General features: G+C 62.9%; 15 protein-coding genes. 4 read left to right on the plus strand and 11 right to left on the minus strand.

The genetic code is table 11. From position 1 onward, the window contains the following. Window positions 1-134 precede the first annotated feature (134 nt). Window positions 135-1,406 carry an efflux RND transporter periplasmic adaptor subunit gene (locus tag PXK01_RS01080; RefSeq protein ID WP_274858493.1) on the plus strand — a complete coding sequence of 424 codons (1,272 nt, stop codon included), beginning with the start codon at window positions 135-137 and terminating at the stop codon, window positions 1,404-1,406. After that, window positions 1,403-5,197, plus strand: coding sequence for an efflux RND transporter permease subunit (locus PXK01_RS01085; RefSeq protein ID WP_274858495.1), 3,795 nt, complete (start codon window positions 1,403-1,405; stop codon window positions 5,195-5,197). Before PXK01_RS01080 ends, PXK01_RS01085 begins: the two co-directional genes overlap by 4 nt. Before the next feature lie 49 nt (window positions 5,198-5,246). Here the strand turns inward: PXK01_RS01085 and PXK01_RS01090 are convergent, their stop codons facing one another. The 3 genes from PXK01_RS01090 to PXK01_RS01100 all read right to left on the minus strand — a co-directional run bounded on the left by PXK01_RS01090 (window position 5,247) and on the right by PXK01_RS01100 (window position 10,185). Next, a complete protein-coding gene (locus tag PXK01_RS01090; protein WP_274858497.1) occupies window positions 5,247-6,320 on the minus strand; it encodes an endonuclease/exonuclease/phosphatase family protein in 1,074 nt (357 codons plus the stop codon). 37 nt (window positions 6,321-6,357) lie between these two features. Then, window positions 6,358-8,175 (minus strand): ABCB family ABC transporter ATP-binding protein/permease, encoded by a 1,818-nt coding sequence (locus PXK01_RS01095; RefSeq protein WP_274858498.1) that lies wholly within the window; start codon window positions 8,173-8,175, stop codon window positions 6,358-6,360. A gap of 141 nt (window positions 8,176-8,316) precedes the next feature. Then, complete coding sequence (locus PXK01_RS01100) at window positions 8,317-10,185, minus strand: LysM peptidoglycan-binding domain-containing protein (RefSeq protein ID WP_274858500.1); 1,869 nt, start codon at window positions 10,183-10,185, stop codon at window positions 8,317-8,319. Window positions 10,186-10,307: 122 nt separating this feature from the next. Between PXK01_RS01100 and PXK01_RS01105 the strand changes: the two genes are divergently transcribed. Continuing rightward, complete coding sequence (locus PXK01_RS01105) at window positions 10,308-10,853, plus strand: LOG family protein (protein ID WP_274858502.1); 546 nt, start codon at window positions 10,308-10,310, stop codon at window positions 10,851-10,853. Between the two features lie 65 nt (window positions 10,854-10,918). On the opposite strand, the gene PXK01_RS01110 is transcribed toward PXK01_RS01105, so the two are convergent. Both PXK01_RS01110 and PXK01_RS01115 read right to left on the minus strand, forming a co-directional pair. Next, entirely contained in the window at window positions 10,919-11,374 is a 456-nt protein-coding gene (locus PXK01_RS01110) for a host attachment family protein (RefSeq protein ID WP_274847981.1), read from the minus strand. A gap of 140 nt (window positions 11,375-11,514) precedes the next feature. Beyond that, entirely contained in the window at window positions 11,515-12,114 is a 600-nt protein-coding gene (locus PXK01_RS01115) for a superoxide dismutase (protein ID WP_274858504.1), read from the minus strand. A 134-nt stretch (window positions 12,115-12,248) separates the two neighbouring features. Here PXK01_RS01115 and PXK01_RS01120 point away from each other — a divergent pair, with 134 nt between their 5' ends. Further along, entirely contained in the window at window positions 12,249-13,019 is a 771-nt protein-coding gene (locus PXK01_RS01120) for an FkbM family methyltransferase (protein WP_274858505.1), read from the plus strand. A gap of 21 nt (window positions 13,020-13,040) precedes the next feature. Here PXK01_RS01120 and PXK01_RS01125 read toward each other — a convergent pair whose 3' ends face one another. The 6 genes from PXK01_RS01125 to PXK01_RS01150 form a co-directional block, all read right to left on the minus strand. Beyond that, window positions 13,041-13,451 (minus strand): hypothetical protein, encoded by a 411-nt coding sequence (locus tag PXK01_RS01125; RefSeq protein ID WP_274858507.1) that lies wholly within the window; start codon window positions 13,449-13,451, stop codon window positions 13,041-13,043. 135 nt (window positions 13,452-13,586) lie between these two features. Then, window positions 13,587-14,156, minus strand: coding sequence for a sarcosine oxidase subunit gamma (locus tag PXK01_RS01130; RefSeq protein WP_274858508.1), 570 nt, complete (start codon window positions 14,154-14,156; stop codon window positions 13,587-13,589). Beyond that, window positions 14,149-17,178 carry a sarcosine oxidase subunit alpha family protein gene (locus PXK01_RS01135; protein WP_274858509.1) on the minus strand — a complete coding sequence of 1,010 codons (3,030 nt, stop codon included), beginning with the start codon at window positions 17,176-17,178 and terminating at the stop codon, window positions 14,149-14,151. The genes PXK01_RS01130 and PXK01_RS01135 overlap by 8 nt, the downstream gene beginning before the upstream one ends. A 49-nt stretch (window positions 17,179-17,227) precedes the next feature. Next, window positions 17,228-17,557: a sarcosine oxidase subunit delta gene (locus PXK01_RS01140; RefSeq protein ID WP_274858510.1), complete on the minus strand. Its 330-nt coding sequence runs from the start codon at window positions 17,555-17,557 to the stop codon at window positions 17,228-17,230. Then, window positions 17,551-17,934, minus strand: coding sequence for a hypothetical protein (locus tag PXK01_RS01145; RefSeq protein ID WP_274858511.1), 384 nt, complete (start codon window positions 17,932-17,934; stop codon window positions 17,551-17,553). The genes PXK01_RS01140 and PXK01_RS01145 overlap by 7 nt, the downstream gene beginning before the upstream one ends. Further along, window positions 17,934-19,178, minus strand: coding sequence for a sarcosine oxidase subunit beta family protein (locus PXK01_RS01150; RefSeq protein ID WP_274847974.1), 1,245 nt, complete (start codon window positions 19,176-19,178; stop codon window positions 17,934-17,936). The genes PXK01_RS01145 and PXK01_RS01150 overlap by 1 nt, the downstream gene beginning before the upstream one ends. Window positions 19,179-19,336 lie beyond the last annotated feature (158 nt).

Consider the following 19,336-nt stretch of genomic DNA (forward strand, 5'->3'; position numbering starts at 1 on the left):
ATGAACTGAACTGCTTTGTTTAGTGTGGACAATGCCTACATGAATACTATGACTTCCCACGGGTGTCTGGCGGAACCCTCTTGAAAAGCCCGGCCTTGGCCGGAGATTGATCGTTGCTTTGAGAAAGGCCCGAAATGCGTTTGATACCCCTCCTGACAGCCGTTGCGGTAAGTGTTGGGCTTTATTTCCTTGTATTCCAAAGGGAAGATCTGTTTGCCTTCGCCCGAGGCGAGGCCCAGGCCGAGACCATTTCCACAGGTGATGCCGACAAAAAGGCCGAAACGCCCGCGGCTGATCCGTCTTCCACCGAGGCTGCCGCCGAGACACAGGACAACCGCATCGGCGTCGTCGTCCTGCGCAGCCAGGCGCGCCCGCTTGACAGTGCTGTGATCCTGCGCGGGCAGACCAGAGCCGCCCGACAAGTAGAGGTGCGCGCCGAGACCTCTTCGACCATCATTTCCGAACCGCTGCGCAAAGGTCATCACGTGAAGACTGGCGACCTGTTGTGCGAATTGGACGCTGGCACGCGCCATGCCGCCCACCAGGAAGCCCAGGCGCGGCTGATCGAGGCGCGCGCCCAAGCGCCGGAAGCCGCAGCCCGGCTGGAAGAGGCCAAGGCGCGGCTGCGCGAAGCCCAGATCAACCTGACCGCCGCCGAGAAGCTCTCGGTCGATGGCTATGCCTCCGAAACCCGCCTGGCCGCTGCGCGGGCCGCCGAACGCTCTGCCGTGGCAGGCATTGCCACCGCAGAGGGCGGGCTGGAAACCTCCCGTGCGGGCATTGAATCGGCCGCGGCCGCCGTCGCCTCCACCGAAAAGGAAATCCAGCGCCTGCGGATCACCGCTCCCTTTGACGGGCTGCTGGAAAGCGACACCGCCGAGATCGGCAGCCTGATGCAGCCCGGCAGCCTCTGTGCGACGGTGATCCAGCTGGATACGATCAAAGTGGTGGGCTACGTGCCGGAAACCGAGGTCAACCGGATCGAGGTCGGCGCACTGGCCGGAGCGGAACTGGCCAATGGCATGCGCGTTCAAGGGACTGTAACCTTCGTCAGCCGCTCTGCCGACCCCAACACCCGCACCTTTGAGGTCGAAATCGCCGTCGACAACACCGATCTGCGCATCCGCGACGGCCAGACCGCCGATATCGCCATCGCTGCCGAAGGCCGCAAGGCACACAAGCTTCCGCAATCGGCGCTAACGCTGGACAATGAAGGCCGTCTGGGCGTGCGCCTTGTGCGCGCCGACCACTCTGCCGGTTTCGAACGTGTCGATGTCCTGCGGGACACCTCTGACGGGATCTGGGTTGGTGGCCTGCCGGATGAGGCCGATGTGATCGTTGTCGGTCAGGATTTCGTCACAGATGGTGTGCCGGTACGGCCCACCTACCGGGAGGCCAGCCAATGATCGGCGTCGTCTCCTGGGCGGCTGACCGCGCCCGCATGATTCTCGCCTTCATCGTGATCTCGCTCCTTGTGGGCGGGTTCGCCTATGTGAGCCTGCCGAAAGAGGGCGAGCCGGATATCGATATTCCGATGCTGCATGTCTCGGTGCAGTTCCCCGGCATTTCCGCCGAAGACAGCGAAAGCCTGCTGATCAAACCGATGGAATCCGAGCTGGTCGATCTCGACGGGCTGAAGGAGATGAGCTCCACCGCGGCGGAGAACTATGCCGGGGTGCTGCTGGAATTCGATTTTGGCTGGAACAAGAGCGCCACCATCGCCGATGTGCGCGATGCGATGAACACGGCCCAGGCGGATTTTCCCGATGGCGCCGAACAATATGTGATCAACGAGATCAACTTTTCCGAATTCCCCATCGTCATCGTGAATCTCACCGGCGATGTGCCGGAACGCACCATGGCCCGTATCGCCAAGCGGCTGCAGGACGATATCGAGGCGCTGGATTCGGTACTTGAGGCGCCCATCGCCGGGAATCGGGACGAGATGGTCGAGGTGGTGATCGATCCCCTGCGGCTGGAATCCTACAACGTCACCGCGATCGAGCTGATCAACGTGGTGCAGAATAACAACCAGCTGATCGCCGCCGGTGAGGTGGAGACCGAACAGGGCACCTTCTCGATCAAGATCCCGTCCTCCTTTGACGATGTGCGCGATATCTACGCCCTGCCGATCAAGACCAACGGCGACCGGGTGGTTAAGCTCGGCGAGCTGGCCGAGATCAACTACACCTTCGAGGATCGCGAAGGCACCGCGCGCTTTGATGGCGAGGATACCGTCGCCCTGCAGGTGGTGAAACGCAAAGGGTACAACCTGATCGACACCGTCGACGAGGTGAAGGCGACCCTGGCGCAGGCCCAGGCGAAATGGCCGCCGGAACTGCGCGCGGCGATCTCCCTTGGCACCTCCAACGACCAGAGCCGCGTGGTGGGATCCATGGTGAGCCAGCTGGAAGGTTCCGTGCTGACCGCGATTGCGCTGGTGATGATCGTGGTGCTGTCCTCGCTTGGCAGCCGCGCCGCCTTGCTGGTGGGCTTTGCCATCCCGACATCCTTCCTGCTCTGCTTTGCGCTTCTGGCTCTGATGGGGATTTCCGTCTCCAACATCGTCATGTTCGGTTTGATCCTGGCCGTGGGCATGCTGGTGGATGGCGCCATCGTCGTGGTGGAATATGCCGACAAGCGGATCAGTGAAGGCTCCGGCCCGATGCACGCCTATGTCGAAGCCGCGCAGCGGATGTTCTGGCCGGTGGTGTCGTCGACCGCGACGACGCTCTGCGCCTTCCTGCCGATGCTGTTCTGGCCGGGTGTCCCGGGTGAATTCATGGGCATGCTGCCGGTGACGCTGATCTTCGTCTTGTCCGCATCATTGGTGGTGGCGCTGGTCTACCTGCCGGTGATGGGCGGCGTTTCGGGGCGTATCAGCCGCGTGTTTGACGGCACCTCCAAAGGCCTGCGTGCGGTGCTGCCCTGGTGGCTGCGTGCCCTTCTGGTGCCGCCCGCGATCTGGGGGATGTTTGCCGGGCTGATGCAGATGTTGAACCCGGCCTACCTGCTGCCGGAGGCTGCCGCCGCCACCATGCCGGGCGCGTTGACAGCCACCTTTGGCGCGCTGGTTTTTGTGCTGTCGGCCTTTGCCGCCTCGATCACGCTGGGAGCCACCAGCATCCAGCGCAAGCCGAAATCGGTCTCCGCAGGCTACCGCCACACGCCCTTTGGCTATTTCATCAAGTTCATCGCGGGCAATCCGATCATGCCGCTGGTAACCGTGGTGGCGGTCGCCTTTTGCATCGCGACGGTGTTCAAGACCTTTGGCGAAAACAACCTCGGCGTTGAATTCTTCGTGGCCTCCGAACCCGAGCAGGCCACGGCCTATGTGCGGGCGCGGGGCAATATCTCGCTGCATGAGAAGGACGAGATGGTGCGCCAGGCCGAAGAGGTCATCAAGGCGCATCCGGCGGTAGTCAATGTCTTCTCCTTCGCCGGTGAAGGCGGATTGGACACCGGCGGCCCCGGCGGCGGGCAGAAGCCGCAGGACACCGTCGGCCAGGTCCAGTTCGAGATCATCCCCTGGGAAGATCGCCCCAAGCAGACCGAGACCTGGTTCTTCGGCCTCTTGACGCGTGAGGTCACCGCCACCGCCTTTGACGGCAACACGGTGCTGGATGAACTCAGCGCCGAGTTGGACAAGCTTCCCGGCTTCATCACCGAATTGAGCGCGCTGGAGCAGGGTCCGGGATCGGGCAAGCCCATCCACCTGCGCATCAAGGGCGACGGCTGGGAGGATCTGACAACCGCCACCGAAACCGCGCGGGCGCATTTTGATGCCATGCCGGGCCTCACGCTGGTGGAAGACACCCTGCCCCTGCCCGGCATCGACTGGCAGATCGACGTGGATGTGGAAAAGGCCGGTCGCTATGGCGCCGATGTGGCCACCGTGGGCGCCATGGTGCAGCTGGTGACGCGCGGTATCCTTCTGGACACCATGCGCGTGGACAGTTCCGACGAGGAGATCGAGATCCGCGTGCGCCTGCCCGACGAGGACCGCGTCCTGTCGACGCTGGACACGCTCAAGGTGCGCACCGCCGATGGCCTTGTGCCGCTCAGCAACTTCATCACCCGCAAGCCGGTGCCCAAACTCGCCCAGATCACCCGCGTGCAGCAGCAGCGCTATTACGATGTGAAGGCGGATGTGGAGCCGGGCCTCAACAAGGTGGTGGTTGCCGATCCCGAAACGGGTGAAGACAAAACCTTGGCACATATCAAATCCGTGCCGGAAGGTGCCACCGGTGAGATAGCTGCCCCGAATGGCAAGCCGTTCACCCTCTTTGCCGTTGACGAGGCCGTGACTGTGGAGGCAGTGCAGGCCGCACTGGACGACGGCGGCCGGATCGTACCGATCAATGCCAACGAGCGTATTGCGGCACTGACTACCTGGCTGGAAAACGAGAACCCCTTCCCCGGCACCATCACCTGGGAATGGACCGGTGACCAGGAGGAACAAGAGGAAAGCGGTGCCTTCCTCTCCAAGGCGTTCGCGGGGGCCCTGGGGCTGATGTTCGTGATCCTGCTGGCGCAGTTCAATTCCTTCTACAACTCGGTGCTGGTGCTTTTGGCGGTGGTTCTCTCCACCACGGGCGTGCTGATCGGCATGCTGGTGATGCAGCAGCCGTTTTCGATCATCATGACCGGCACCGGCATCGTGGCGCTGGCGGGGATCGTGGTGAACAACAATATCGTGCTGATCGACACCTATCAGGAGTTCAGCCAGCACATGCCCCGGATCGAGGCGATCATCCGCACCGCCGAGGCGCGCATCCGCCCGGTGCTCTTGACCACGGTCACCACCATGGCAGGCCTGGCGCCGATGATGTTCGGCATCAGCCTCGATTTCATCAACGGCGGCTATTCCATCGACAGCCCCACCGCGCTGTGGTGGAAGCAGCTTGCCACCGCCGTGGTCTTTGGCCTTGGCATTGCAACCGTGCTGACCCTTGTGGTGACACCCTCGCTCTTGTCGATCCGAGTGTGGCTTTCGACCTATATGTCCTGGATGGGCCGCCTGCTGGCGCGTCTCACGGGGGGTCGCTCCAGCCGGATCGCGAAAGACATGCGTCTGGCCAGAAAGGCCCGCAAGCTGCCAACCACCGAACTGTTGTGGGACAGCGTGCCGCCTCTGGAGCCGAGACAGAGCCTTCCCGGCACGGATCAGACCGCCCCCTTGCGGGCCGCTGAATAGATCCGCGTCCATATCCTCAACAAGGCCCCGCCACGGTGGGGCCTTTTCTTTACAGGGGTGTTGGTCCGGCCCCCACCTGCGCGATCTTTTCCTCGGCGCGCTCGGCCTCCTGGGGGCTGGCTTCGGGTTCCGGCTGCAACGCGCGGGCGCCCGGGGTGTGCTGCAACACCACCTGGAGCGGGAAATGATCCGAACCGATGTGCGCCAACCGCGCGATCCGCATCAGCGTGAAGTCTCCCGAACAAAAGACGTGATCCAAAGGCCAGCGCAACAGCGGATAGCCCGCGTGAAAGGTGCTGAACAGACCCCGCCCGATGCGCGGATCCAAAAGGCCGCTCACCTTCTGAAACAGCCGGGTTGAGGGGGACCAGGCCACATCGTTGAGATCGCCCATGACCACCACCGGCCCGGCTCCCGGATCCACATCCCGCGCCACACGCAGCAGCTCCCCGTCGCGCTCGGCGGAGGTTGCGTTTTCCGTCGGGCTGGGCGGCGCCGGGTGCAGGCAATGCAGGCGCACCCGTGCACCGGAGCGCAGGATGACATCGGCATGGATCGACGGCACGCCCTCTTCCACCAGATAGGCGATATCCGCCCCGGCCAGTTCCAGCCGGGAATAAAGATGCATGCCGTAAAGATTGTCCAAGGGGCATTTCACGACGAACGGATAGCTCTCCTCGATCCCCGCAAGCTGCTGCTGCCACCAGTCGTCCGTCTCCAGCGTCAACAGCAGATCCGGCGCCTGTCTTTCGACAAGGTCCAGCAAAGGCCGCGCATCGCGATTGGTCATCAGAACATTGGCCACAAGGAGGTTCAGCTGATCCTTGGGCCGGGATTGCCGCGCCGTCTGGATCTGGTGCGGAAACAGCACGGAATAGGGCAGAACGCGCCTCATCTGGATGGCGAGGCTGACCGCCAGAGCCAGGATCACCGCCCTGTCCCAACCTGTCTGCCAGCCAAAGCCCCAAAGGAACAGCAGCAGCACGACAAAGGTGAGACCTGCGATCTGAACAGCGGGAAACTCAAATCCTCGCACCCACCAGGCCTCGTGCCGCAAGAGCGGCGGCACGGTCAATAGCGGCACCAAACAGGCCAGCAGGTAGAGCGCCGCATTCAGATCCATGTCGCTGCCTCCCCTGGGCTATCCCGGCCTCCGCGCCCTAGGCCAGGTTCTGTTCCGCCTGCTGCCCCTGCCACAGGTGGGCATACCGGCCCTGGTTGCGCAACAACTCCTCATGAGTGCCCGCTTCGCAGATTTCGCCCTGTTCCAGGACCACGATCTGATCGGCTTCGGCCACGGTGGACAGGCGATGGGCGATGGTGATCACGGTGCGCCCCTGCCCGGCCCGCGCCAGCGCCTCCTTGATCTCGCGTTCGGTATCGGTATCCAGCGCCGAGGTGGCCTCGTCCAGCAAGAGGATCGGAGGGTCCTTCAACAGGGTGCGGGCGATGCCGACCCGCTGCTTTTCACCGCCCGAGAGTTTCAGCCCCCGCTCTCCCACCTGGGTGTCATAGCCCTCGGGAAGGCTGAGGATGAAATCATGGATCTGCGCGGCGCGCGCGGCCTCCTCGACCTCTTCCTGGGTTGCCGCGTCGCGCCCGTAGGCGATGTTGTAGCGGATGGTGTCGTTGAACAGCACCGTATCCTGCGGCACCACGCCGATCGCCGCATGCAGGCTGGCCTGGGTCACATCGCGCACGTCCTGCCCGTCGATCATCAGCGCACCGCTGGTGACGTCATAGAAGCGGAACAACAGCCGCCCGATGGTGGATTTCCCCGACCCGGTAGAGCCGACAATGGCAACGGTCTGCCCGGGCTGTGCATCCAGGGTGATCCCCTTCAGGATTTCCCGCGCCGGATCATAGCCAAAGCGCAGGTCTTTGAGCTGGATATGCCCTGCGCTGACCTTCAGATCCTGCGCGCCTGGGCGGTCGGTCACGTCAGCGGGCTGCTCCAGCAGATCGAACATCTCTCCCATGTCCACCAGGCTCTGGCGGATTTCACGGTAAACCGACCCAAGGAAGTTCAAAGGCACGGTGATCTGGATCATATAGGCGTTGACCATGACAAAATCGCCAACGCTGAGGCTGCCGTCCTGCACGCCGATGGCCGCCATGACCATGACAGCCACCAGACCGGCGGTGATGATCAGGCTCTGGCCAAAGTTCAGGAAGGCCAGCGAATAGGCCGTCTTCAGCGCGGCTTGGGCATAGGCACGCATGGCAGCATCGTAACGCGCGGCCTCGCGCTCTTCGGCACCGAAGTATTTCACGGTTTCAAAGTTCAACAGGCTGTCGATCGCCTTTTGATTGGCGTCGGTATCCTGGGTGTTCATCTCGCGCCGCAGCTTCACCCGCCATTCGGTCACCGCCAGGGTGAACCAGACATAAAGCCCGATGGTCACCCCTACCGCGAGCAGATAGCGCGCATCAAAGAGAACCGTCAGGATGACGGCCACCAGCGCCAGTTCCAGCACCAGAGGTCCGATGGAGAACAGCAAGAAGCGCAGGAGGAACTCGACCCCCTTGACGCCCCGCTCGATGATCCGCGACAGGCCGCCGGTCTTGCGGGTGATGTGATAGCGCATCGACAGGTGATGGATATGACGGAAGGTCTCCAGCGCAAGGGAGCGCAAGGCCCCTTGTGCCACCGGAGCAAAGACCGCATCGCGCAGCTGCTGGAAACCGATGGTCAGAACCCGCGCCACACCATAGGCCACGGTCAGCCCCACCGCCCCCAGGGCCAGCGGCGACACACCGTCGCCCGCCAGCGTATCCACCGCCCCCTTGTAAAGGACAGGGGTGTAGACAGCGACCAGTTTGGCCAACACCAGCACCGCAAGCGCCACCACGACGCGGGTTTTCACGCCCGTCTTGCCGCTGGGCCATAGGTAGGGGGTGACCTTGCGCAGGGTGCGCAGGCTGGAGCGCCGCTCTTCGGCGGAGATGCTGCCGATGGTGGTGGGATTGCGTCTCATGAAGTTCCTGACCGCTAGCTGTGACTGGCGCTAGAGGCACAGATAGCCCCGTGATCGCGGGAATGCGAGGTGAGAAAAGAAAAAACCGCGCCCCCACAAGAGGAGCGCGGCCCTGTGTGTCGTGGCTTGTGCCGTTCCGATCTACTCGGGCAGATTGAACACCTGCCCCGGATAGATCAGGTCGGGATCGCGGATCGCATCCTGATTGGCCTCAAACACCCGCACGTAAAGGAAGCCGCTGCCATAGCGTTCCTGCGAGATCGCCCAGAGCGTATCGCCCTTCTGGACGGTAACGGCCCGCACCAGCGGCACCGGCTGATCCGGAGCCGTGCCCGGCGCCTGCGCGGGCGGCTGCAGCACCTCGGGGGCCTCGCGTTTGAAGGGGGTTTCCAGGCGGCTGAGCACCGCGCCATCCGCTGCGTCCACCTCATCCAGGCGCAGCGTGTAGATCCCCGGATCAATGCCGACCAGGGCGCCACCCCAGCGGCTGTCTTCGCCCACCGGCATTTCGCCCGCCAAAGCATTGTTCACATAGGCGCGCACCAGCGCACCCGCACGGCCGCGCCCCGTCAGTTGCACCTCGCCGCTGTCGGAATAGCTGATGGTGTCCAGCGCCACCTTACCGCCCAGGACCGGGGCCGCAGGCTGGACCAGTTCCACCCCATCCGCACCGGCGCGCAGCACGGCCACGGATGTGGCCTGCGGTTCGGGAGCCGGTTCGGTTTCAGCCCGGACCACCTCTTCACCCTGGCTCTGAGCGGTGCTGGTTGTCGGCGCTTTATTCGGCGCTGTATTCGACCCCATATTCTGCTCTGCATCCGGTGCTGTCTCGGCCGTATCGCTCTCGGTGGTATTGAGGGCGATCTGTTCCGTGCTGGTCTGTTCCGTGGCTCCCTCTGACGGTTGCGCGGGTCCGTCGGCATCGGCCTCTACCGGTGGTGCGGTCTCCTGTGCGTCCCCCGTATCGGAGGTCTGCTCGGGGCTCGCCTGTGCGGTCTGGACCGGTTCGACTTGCGTTTCCTGCTCCGGTGCAGAGACGGTCCCCCCCTCTTCCCCGGCGGTCTCAACGGCAGCCGAGGCAAGCTCCGTGCTGGTCTCTGCCACGGTTTCGGGCTGGGAGACCGGCGCTTCGGCGACATCCGGCACAGGGGCTGGCGCAGGCACGGGGGCGGCTGGTGCAAGGATGAACTGATCCAGCGATGCGGCCTCCTGCTCACCCAGGCGGGCCAAGAGGGAAATCACCCGCGGTTGCTGGCTGGGCAGGATACTGGCGAAGATCACAAATTCACCACTGCCTTGAGCCGAAGCCTGTTCCAGAACCGTTCCGTCCAGCAGCACCGAGATCGCGGCACCGGGCACGGCCCGCCCGGCGATCACCACGGCGCCATCGGGATCAACACGCACCAGGTCCAGCTGCGGCGGCGCCAGCGCGGTCACGGTCTCTGTCACGGGCTGGCTGTCTTCAGGATCCGCGGCCTGCGTGTCGGTCTGCCCCTCCTGGGCGGTATCCTGAGGCTCTGCTGCGGTCCCGGCAGTCTGGACATCCGCGCCCGCCTCTTGCGGTGCCTCGGCCGACGGTTCAGCTTCAGGTTCGGGTGCGGCGGTCTCAGTCGCTGCTGTCTCAGTCGCTGCGGTCTCAGCCTTTCCGGCCTCTGCCGGCTCAGCGGCCTCGGACGCGGCGGCTGCCACATCGGGCGCCCCGGCACTGTCTTCGCCCGGGGCGGATACGCCATCTGTCCCTGCACTTGTCGCTGCGCCGGAGTTTTGCTCCCCGTCAGCCGCTTCGGCCTGAGCAGCATCCGTTCCTGGCACCACCACCGGCTGTCCCGTTGCAGGCGAAAGCGCGACCTCCGCCTGGCTGTTAGGACGCAGCGCCTGACCTTCGGAGGGATCCTCCCCCTCGAACACGCCAAGCTGCACCAGGACCACACCTCCAACGATCACGACAACAGCGGCAATACCCCCTATTGCCAGAGAGCTGATGCCCCCAGTTCCAGATGTCTGCGCCATTGTGTTCCTTCCCTTGAACGAGATGTTCTCTCTCGCTTGGTTGAGCCAACCTAACAATGGGGGTATCTGGGGTCAAAACAGCATGGCTGTTTGCCGATGAAACCCTGATGAAAGGTCATCCCATGAGCATAAAATCCGTCTGTGTGTATTGCGGATCCCGTTTTGGGGCAATGCCCAGCTATGCCGCAGCCGCCGAGCGTCTGGGAAAAGGGCTGGCAGAACACAGTTTGCGGCTGGTTTACGGCGCCGGAGACGTCGGCCTGATGGGCACCGTGGCACGTGCGGCGCAGGCCGCGGGGGGTGAAACCTTTGGCGTGATCCCCGTGCATCTGGAGCGGCGCGAGGTCGGCAAATCGGATCTCACCACCTATGTGGTCACCGAGACCATGCACGAGCGCAAGAAGGTCATGCTCTACAATGCCGATGCGGTGGTGGTTCTGCCCGGCGGACCGGGATCCCTGGACGAATTGTTCGAAGTGCTGACCTGGCGCCAGTTGGGCCTGCACCAGAAACCCATCTTCGTGATCAATACCGATGGATACTGGGACAAGCTGCGCGATCTTCTGGATCACGTGGTTGCGCAGGAATTCGCGGATGCCGCCGTTCAGGACTATCTGACCTGGGTCGACACGGCGGAAGAGGCCCTGGCGCAGTTGACCGCCCTCTGAGCCGCCAGACGTCCAGCCGGACCTCTTTCAAAGAGGTCCGCAGTGGCCTTTCAAACCTGGCCGGGTCAGGCGGGTGCAAGCGCTGACTTCAGCGCAGCGGCGATCTCGGGCACCGGATGGTTGGTCAGATCCTTCGCCAGTTCCAGCATCACAAGCTTCTGAGCCTTGTCACTCAGTTCGCTGCGGAGCGCACCCAGCGCCTTGGGCGGCGCGATGACCGCAAGGGACGAACAGGCACCCGCCGCCACCCATTTGTTCACCAGCGCTGCTACTCCGGCGGCAAAGTGATCTTCACCCATCTGGTGCCAATCCGCTGGCTCCACCGCCCCCCGCGCGGCCCCCGAGTCGCCGCTGAACCGTCCCGGCGCATCGCTTCCCTGCGCCGCAGTCGCGGGGTTGTCGATCTCATCGACCCGCATCACCCGCAAATCCGCATCGGTGGTGTCACTGACATTCTCCAGGAACAGGGCCTTCTGGCCATCTGCAACCAGGATCCAAAGTCCTTTTGGCAATCTCAACATCGGCTCTCCTTTCCCTCTGCCTGTCAGAAGACACTCAGACGCGGTCACCGGGCCTTGATGCGTATCAAATGCACAAGAAAAAACCCGCACCGGTTGTGGCGCGGGTTCTGATCTCTCCATCCCTTGGGGATGTGCAGCGCTCACATGCGCGAAGCGACGTTTTCCCAGTTGACCAGGTTGTCGAGGAAGTTGGTCAGGTAGGCCGGGCGCTTGTTGCGGAAGTCGATGTAGTAGGAATGTTCCCACACGTCGCAACCCAGAAGTGCTGTCTGGCCAAAGCACAGCGGGTTCACGCCGTTTTCGGTCTTGGTGATGGCCAGCGAGCCATCTGCGTTTTTCACCAGCCAGGCCCAGCCAGAGCCGAACTGACCTGCGCCCGCGGCAGAGAACTGCGACTTGAACTCGTCAACCGAGCCAAAGCTTTCGACCAGAGCCTTTTCCAGCTCGCCCGGCATTGCACTTTCGCCCGGGCCCATCATCTCCCAGAACTGGTTGTGGTTCCACAGCTGCGAGATGTTGTTGAAGATGCCGTTCTGGGCCACGGCGGATTTGTCGTAGGTGCCGACAATGATCTCTTCGAGGGTCTTGCCCTCCCACTCGGTGCCCGCGATCAGCTTGTTGCCGTTGTCCACATAGGCCTTGTGGTGCAGGTCGTGGTGGTATTCCAGGGTTTCCGCGGACATGCCCTTGGAAGCCAGCGCATCATGTGCATAAGGAAGATCGGGAAGTTCAAAAGCCATATCGGACCCCTGTCAAATTTTGTTGCGTTCCTGTGCAGATACATGCGGCGCAGCCCCCGGCAGGTCAAGGGCCAAGGTAACAAATCCGCGCCAAATGCCCGCAAGGTCTATGTGCGCCAATTGGGGAGACCAGAATGATTGCAGAGGCCTGGATCCGTGCACGCAAAGCCTGCTACCGCCTGCGTGGCTATTTTCCGGGCCAGTTGAACGGCGTGCCCTTCCGGCTGGATCCCTATCATTCCAAGTTCTGGCGCAAGGCCTCCGCCGGGCAATGGGAGCCCGAGACCTTTGCCGTACTGGATGCGCATCTGGACAAGGATCATGACTATCTGGACATCGGCGCCTGGATCGGCCCCACGGTTCTATACGGCGCGCACAAGGCACGGCGGGTGATGTGTTTCGAACCTGACCCGACCGCCTTTCGCCATCTGGCCTGGAACCTTGAACTGAACCGCATCGACAACGTCTCTGCCTTCTCAGTCGCCATCAGCGATGGCTTTGGCCTGGCGCGCATGGCTTCCTTTGGCGGAGAGGCGGGCGACAGCATGTCGAGCCTCCTCAATGACGGGGCGCATGGCTCGGATGTGATGACCATTGGCTGGCAGGATTTCGCGGCTCAGGCCGACCTGTCACGGGTATCCCTGGTGAAACTCGATATCGAAGGCGCCGAATTCGATGTGCTGCCGCAGATGATCCCTTGGCTGAAGGAGCAGCGTCCGGCGCTCTATCTCTCCACCCACGCGCCTTTCCTGCCCGAAGAGACCCGCAAGGCCCGGATGGCCGAGTTGGCGGATCTTCTGTCTTTTTATGGGGAGTGCCACCCAGACAATGGCGCAGAGGCAGGCTTTGGCTCACTCACCAGCGCCCGTGCCCTGACCCAGTTCCCGACCTTCCTGTTCAAATAATGCGCCGAGCTGCCGAACCGTTCACTTGATCCGCTTGCACGCCCCTGTTCCGCGCCGGTCGGCATCGTCGCCGTGAAGGTTCATCTGGATATTTGCGGTGGTCCTCGCTGTATCCAGGCGCACGGAATAGCTGGCGCTGTCCGATGTGTTTCCGCGCAAGGGAAAGCCCTGCAAGGTCCACTTCAGCCTGTACTTATGAGCCCCCAATTCTTCAAAATCCGCAGCGATCGGCGCTTTGAAGACTTTGTGGATATAGCCATCATAGACCATGGCCGTGCCCCCGACAGCATCCACCACGAAGATCGACTTCGGCGGAATACCACCATAAGCCGTGTAGGATTTGAAGTCGCATTCATAGGCGATGGGCGCAGCTTTCGCTGCAAGGGGCAGCGCGATCAGCGCGATCGCGGCCGCCAGGATTTTCTTGCTCATTCGAATATCTTGTCTGTTCAATTACATACCAGCTTCCAAGAGCAGGCAACGAACACCGACAAAACTAGCAAAGACGTGCCCTTAGGTTCGGGCACGCTATAAAATCACGGCAACTCACACAACCCTAAAGTCACCTCAACCGTAGACGCCAACCCTTGATTGCGGATGCGCCGAGGTTTTCAGAAGGTTGAACACATACTGCGCAACCGAGCGGAAACAGACGATGTGGAAGGTCTCCGCCTCATCCAGCCAGAAGGCGGCGGCGACCTGGGCCATGCGGGTGCGGCGGAAATCACCGGGGGCAAAGGCGGCAGGATCGAAATCCACCGGGCAGATCTTGCCCAGAACCTCACGCGCGCCGGCGCCCGACAGGGAAAACAAAGCCCGCGCATCCGAGACATTGACCGCCAGCGCGTGTTCACCTGACAGCGCCTCGGCCAGCGTGGAGGTTGTTTGCTCCACCTCGTCATAAGGTACCAGCAGCAGCAATTCATCCGGCGACATCCAGGCGACCGCGCCGCCTGTGGCCACTGCGATCTGGCGTTGACTCGGAACATCGGCACCGGTTGCGGCCTTCACCGCCTTTTGCAAGGTCTTGGAGGACAGATCGCCACGCAGGGTGATCATGCCCTGCAGCCCGGATTCCTCGATGGTGGCAAGCCCGGCATAGCGGGCGCCCGGCAGGGCGCTCAACGGATCAGACATTCTGCTTCTCCCCTTCCTTGTCGTAGAAGACCGGATCGACGATCTTTGCCTTGTAGACGGTGCCATCGGTGCCGGGGAATTCGATCACCTCGCCCATGCGTTTTGGTCCGTGTTTGACCAGCCCCATGGCAATCCCCTTGCCCAGAGTCGGCGAATGATAGGTCGAGGTCACCCGGCCAATGGTGTTCTTCTGCCCATTGGCGTTGACACCGCTGCCCACCGCATAGGCACCATCCGGCAGCACGGCGCCATCCAAGGTTTCCAGCCCCACCAGCTGCCAGCGGTCGGGATCGACCATATGGCTGCGCTGTTGCGCGCGTTTGCCGATGAAGTCTTCCTTCTTCTTGGAAATCGCCCAATTCAGCCCCAGATCCTGCGGGATCACGGTGCCATCGGTTTCGTCCCCGATCATGATGAAGCCCTTTTCGGCGCGCATCACGTGCAGACATTCGGTGCCATAGGGCATGACGCCGAATTCCGCGCCAGCGGCCATCAGTGCATCCCAGAAGGCCTGACCCTGCGAGGCAGGCACCGCGATTTCATAGGACAGTTCACCAGAGAAGGAAATCCGGTAGGCGCGGCATTTGAAACCGCCGATCTCTCCATCCTTCCATTCCATGAAGGGCAGCGCCTCTTTGGAGACATCCATGCCGCCGCCCGCCTCAGCGTTCAGCTTTTCCAGCAGCATCCGCGCCTTGGGGCCGACCACGGCGACCTGTGCCAGCTGCTCGGTCACATTGGCGACATAGACCTTCCAGTCCCACCATTCGGTCTGCAGCCATTCCTCCATATGGGCGTGGATACGGTCCGCACCGCCGGTGGTGGTGTGGCAGAGCCAGGTGTCCTCGTCGATGCGGGCGACAACGCCATCGTCGGACAGGAAGCCATTCTCGGAGCACATCAGCCCATAGCGGCATTTGCCCACTTTCAGGGTCGACATCATGTTGGTGTACATCATGTCGAGGAAACGCCCGGCATCCGGCCCCTTGACGATCAGCTTGCCCAGGGTCGAGGCATCCAGGAGACCCACATTCTGGCGAGTGTTCAGGATTTCACGGCTCACCGCCTCCTTCACGCTTTCGCCCGCGCGGACAAAGGCATAGGGGCGGCGCCAGTGGCCCACCGGCTCCCAATCCGCACCATTGGCATCGTGCCAGTCGTGCATCGGGGTCTTGCGCAGCGGCTGGAAGATCTCGCCCCGCGCCTCTCCGCCGATCGCGCCCATGGAAATGGGGTGATAGGGCGGCCGGAAGGTGGTGGTACCCACCTGCGGAATTTCGGAACCCAGACTATCGGCAAGCACCGCAAGACCGTTGATATTGCTGAGTTTCCCCTGATCCGTCGCCATGCCCAGCGTGGTGTAGCGTTTGGTGTGCTCGACACTTTCAAAACCTTCGCGCGCCGCCAGTTGCACGTCCGAGACCTTCACGTCATTCTGGAAATCCAGCCAGGCCTTCATGCGCAGGTCTATCTCGGCGCGGGCGGGCATCAGCCAGACCGGCTGCATCGGCGCCTCGTCCTGCGCCACGCCGGCTGCGGGTTTGGCTTCGGCTTTGAACCCTGCGGCCGCGGCGGCCTTTGCGCCTGCCTCGGCAGCGTCGCTCAGGACCGCGCCAAGCCCCAGCGGACCATTCGCAGACCCGGCTGCAACCACGAAACCGGCCCCGTCAGCCCCCAGCGGAGGACGCGCGGGATCGGGGCGGAAATGCGCCTGAGCGTCATCCCAGGTCAGCTTGCCGCCGCAATGGGACCACAGGTGCACAACCGGCGACCAGCCGCCGGACATGGCGACGGCGTCGGCCTCTACCTCTTCCTGGGCGCCGCCCTGGCCGTTCTGGGCGCAGATCGCGACCCTGGTGACGCATTTGCCATCCTTGACCTTGGCAATGCCGCGGCCGCATTCGACGCGGATCCCCAGGGCGCGCACCTCTTCCATCAGGGCACCGCCGCCGGTGTCGCGGGTGTCGAGCACCCGCACGACCTCGATCCCGGCTGCATGGAGTGTCAGCGCAGTGCGATAGGCATCGTCGTTGTTGGTGGCAACCAGCACGCGTTTGCCCGGGGTTGCGCCCCAGTTCACCACATAGTCGCGCATGGCCGAGGCGAGCATCACGCCCGGCACATCATTCCCGGCAAAGGACAAGGGCCGTTCGATCGCGCCGGTTGCGGTGACGATCTGTTTTGCACGGATCCGCCACATGCGGTGGCGCGGACCGCCCTGCCCTGGCGCGTGATCGGTCAACCGCTCGTATCCCAGCGCATAGCCGTGATCGTAGACGCCCGCCCCCATGCAACGGTTGCGCAGGGTGACGTTCTCCATCACCGACAGTTCGGCTAGTGTCTGTTCCACCCAGGCCTCGGGGTAGTCGCCGTCAATGGTCCCACCATCGACCGGCGCGCGCCCGCCCCAATGGGCGTTCTGCTCCAGCACCAGCACCTTGGCGCCGGATTTCGCCGCCACCAGCGCCGCCTGCAGGCCGGCCACACCGCCGCCGATCACCAGCACATCGCAGAAGAAGTAGAAATGCTCGTAAGTGTCGGCATCCTTCAGCTCCCGGTCCGGCGCCTGTCCCAGACCGGCCGACTTGCGGATGATCGGCTCGTAGACGTGTTTCCAGAAGGGTTTCGGGTGGATGAACATCTTGTAGTAGAAACCGGCAGGCAGGAAGCGCGCCAGCTTGTTGTTCACCACACCCACGTCGAACTCGAGGCTTGGCCAGTGGTTCTGCGACTGGGCGCTGAGGCCCGAGAACAGCTCGGTCGTGGTGGCGCGCTGGTTCGGCTCGAACCGGTCGCCCGTGCCAAGACCAACAAGCGCGTTGGGTTCCTCCGCGCCCGAAGCCACCAGCCCACGCGGACGGTGATACTTGAACGAGCGCCCCACCAAGAGCTGATCATTGGCCAGCAGGGCCGAGGCCAGCGTATCCCCGGCATAGCCCGTCATGCGCGTGCCGTTGAAGGTGAACTCGATGGGTTTGGAGCGGTCGATCAGGCGCCCCTGATTGGCAAGACGGGTGCTCATGCTGCGGACCTTTTGCAAAAGACGGCGACAGATGGGGTTGGGCGGCGGATCATTCGAACTCCCTCCAGCTCCAGCCGGGGCGTTTGGCGGTGATCGCATCGCGGATTTCCTGCGGCGGCGTCGGGGTCTGCGCCGTGTAGGTGCCAAAGACCTCAAGCGTCATGGTGCAGCGGGCCGCGTGGAACCACTTGCCGCAGCCGTTCACATGCCGCCAGCGTTCGAAATGCACGCCCTTGGGGTTTTCCCGCATGAAGAGGTAGTCGTGAAACTCATCATCCGAGGAGCCGGGACCAAAGCGTTTCAGATGCGCCTCGCCACCGGCGTGGAGTTCGGTTTCCTCGGCATCTACGCCGCAATAGGGGCATTTAAGGATCAGCATGGGCAGAGCCTCCAGCTTGTATTGTCAACGCGGGCACCCATATCGAATCCATGTTTCTCTGGATCATTCTGGCGTTTGCCGCAGTCTTTTTCTTCTTTGCCTTTCTCCACTGGCGCCGCGATGAGCGGGACAATCCCAAACGCCAGTTCAAAGGCCCCGCCCCGATTAGATTCATGAAACACGTTGCCTATCTTTTGGCAGACGCTGTTCTTGGCGGACCGTAGCGAGTCCAAAAGCATCACAACCCAGTGCCAGAATGCATTCACAAGCTCGGCGCCCGAACCGAGGGCGGGGGCGGAACGCGCCCGCCCATGGGGGCGGGTCGGGCGCGATGCGACGCGCGGCGTCGCATTGGTCGGAAGGATCGCCAACTCCATCAGTGCGCCACCCCGGCAGCGACGCTCTCGTCGATGAACTTGCCTTCCTTGAAGCGCATCATGGAGAACTCTTCCGCTAGTGGCGAATGGCCGGTCGCCATCAGCTCGGCCATGGCCCAGCCGGATCCCGGAATGGCCTTGAAACCGCCGGTGCCCCAGCCTGCGTTGACGAAACAGTTCTGCACCGGGGTTTTCGAGATGATGGGCGAACGGTCCCCGGTCACATCCACGATCCCGCCCCACTGGCGCAGCATCTTGAGGCGCGAGACCATCGGGAAGGTCTCGATCAGGGCGCGCACGGTTTCCTCGATATGGTGGAACGATCCGCGCTGGGTGTAGTTGTTGAACCCATCGGTGCCGCCGCCGATGACCATCTCGCCCTTGTCGGACTGGCTCATGTAGCCGTGCACGGTATTGGCCATGACGACCACATCCATGCAGGGTTTGATCGGCTCGCTGACCAGCGCCTGCAGCGCGACGCTTTCCACCGGCAGGCGGAAGCCGGCCATTTGGCTCAGGTGCGAACAGTTGCCTGCAACCACCATGCCGAGCTTGTCGCAATCGATGGCGCCCTTGGTGGTGTCGACGCCGATGACGCGGCCGCCTTCGCTGCGCACGCCGGTGACTTCGCATTGTTGGATGATATCCATGCCCATGGCCGAACAGGCCCGCGCATAGCCCCAGGCCACCGCATCGTGGCGCGCGGTGCCGCCGCGCTCCTGCCAAAGACCGCCCAGCACGGGATAGCGGGGACCGGCCAGATTGATGATCGGCACCAGCTCCTTGACGCGGGCAGGTTCGATCCACTCGGTCGAGACCCCTTGCAGGGCATTGGCATGGGCGGTGCGCTTGTACCCGCGCACCTCGTGTTCGGTCTGGGCCAGCATGATGACCCCGCGCGGGGAGAACATCACGTTGTAGTTCAGGTCCTGGCTCATGTCCTCATAGAGGGACCGCGCCTTTTCATAGATCGCAGCGGACGGATCCTGAAGGTAGTTCGAGCGGATGATGGTGGTGTTGCGCCCGGTGTTGCCGCCGCCCAGCCAGCCCTTTTCCAGCACCGCCACATTGGTGATGCCAAAATTCTTGCCCAGGTAATAGGCCGTCGCAAGGCCGTGTCCGCCGGCGCCAACGATGATCACGTCATACTGGCGTTTCGGCGCAGGATTGCGCCAGGCGCGTTCCCATCCGGTGTGATAGCGCAGGGCCTCCCGCGCGACAGCAAAGGCTGAATAGCGTTTCATGAGCGAATCCACTGGTTCCCGTCTTCTCTTGGTATGCCCGAGGGCAGGCACGGAGCGGTGCCGTTTATCGTCGCATTTCTGTATAGATGCGACATCACCGATCATCGAAAATCCCCAGAGCCATCCTGGCAAGATCCTGGCGCAGACAGGGTGCAGAC

This window comes from Phaeobacter sp. PT47_59 (genome assembly GCF_028890025.1).
Lineage (GTDB): Bacteria > Pseudomonadota > Alphaproteobacteria > Rhodobacterales > Rhodobacteraceae > Phycobacter.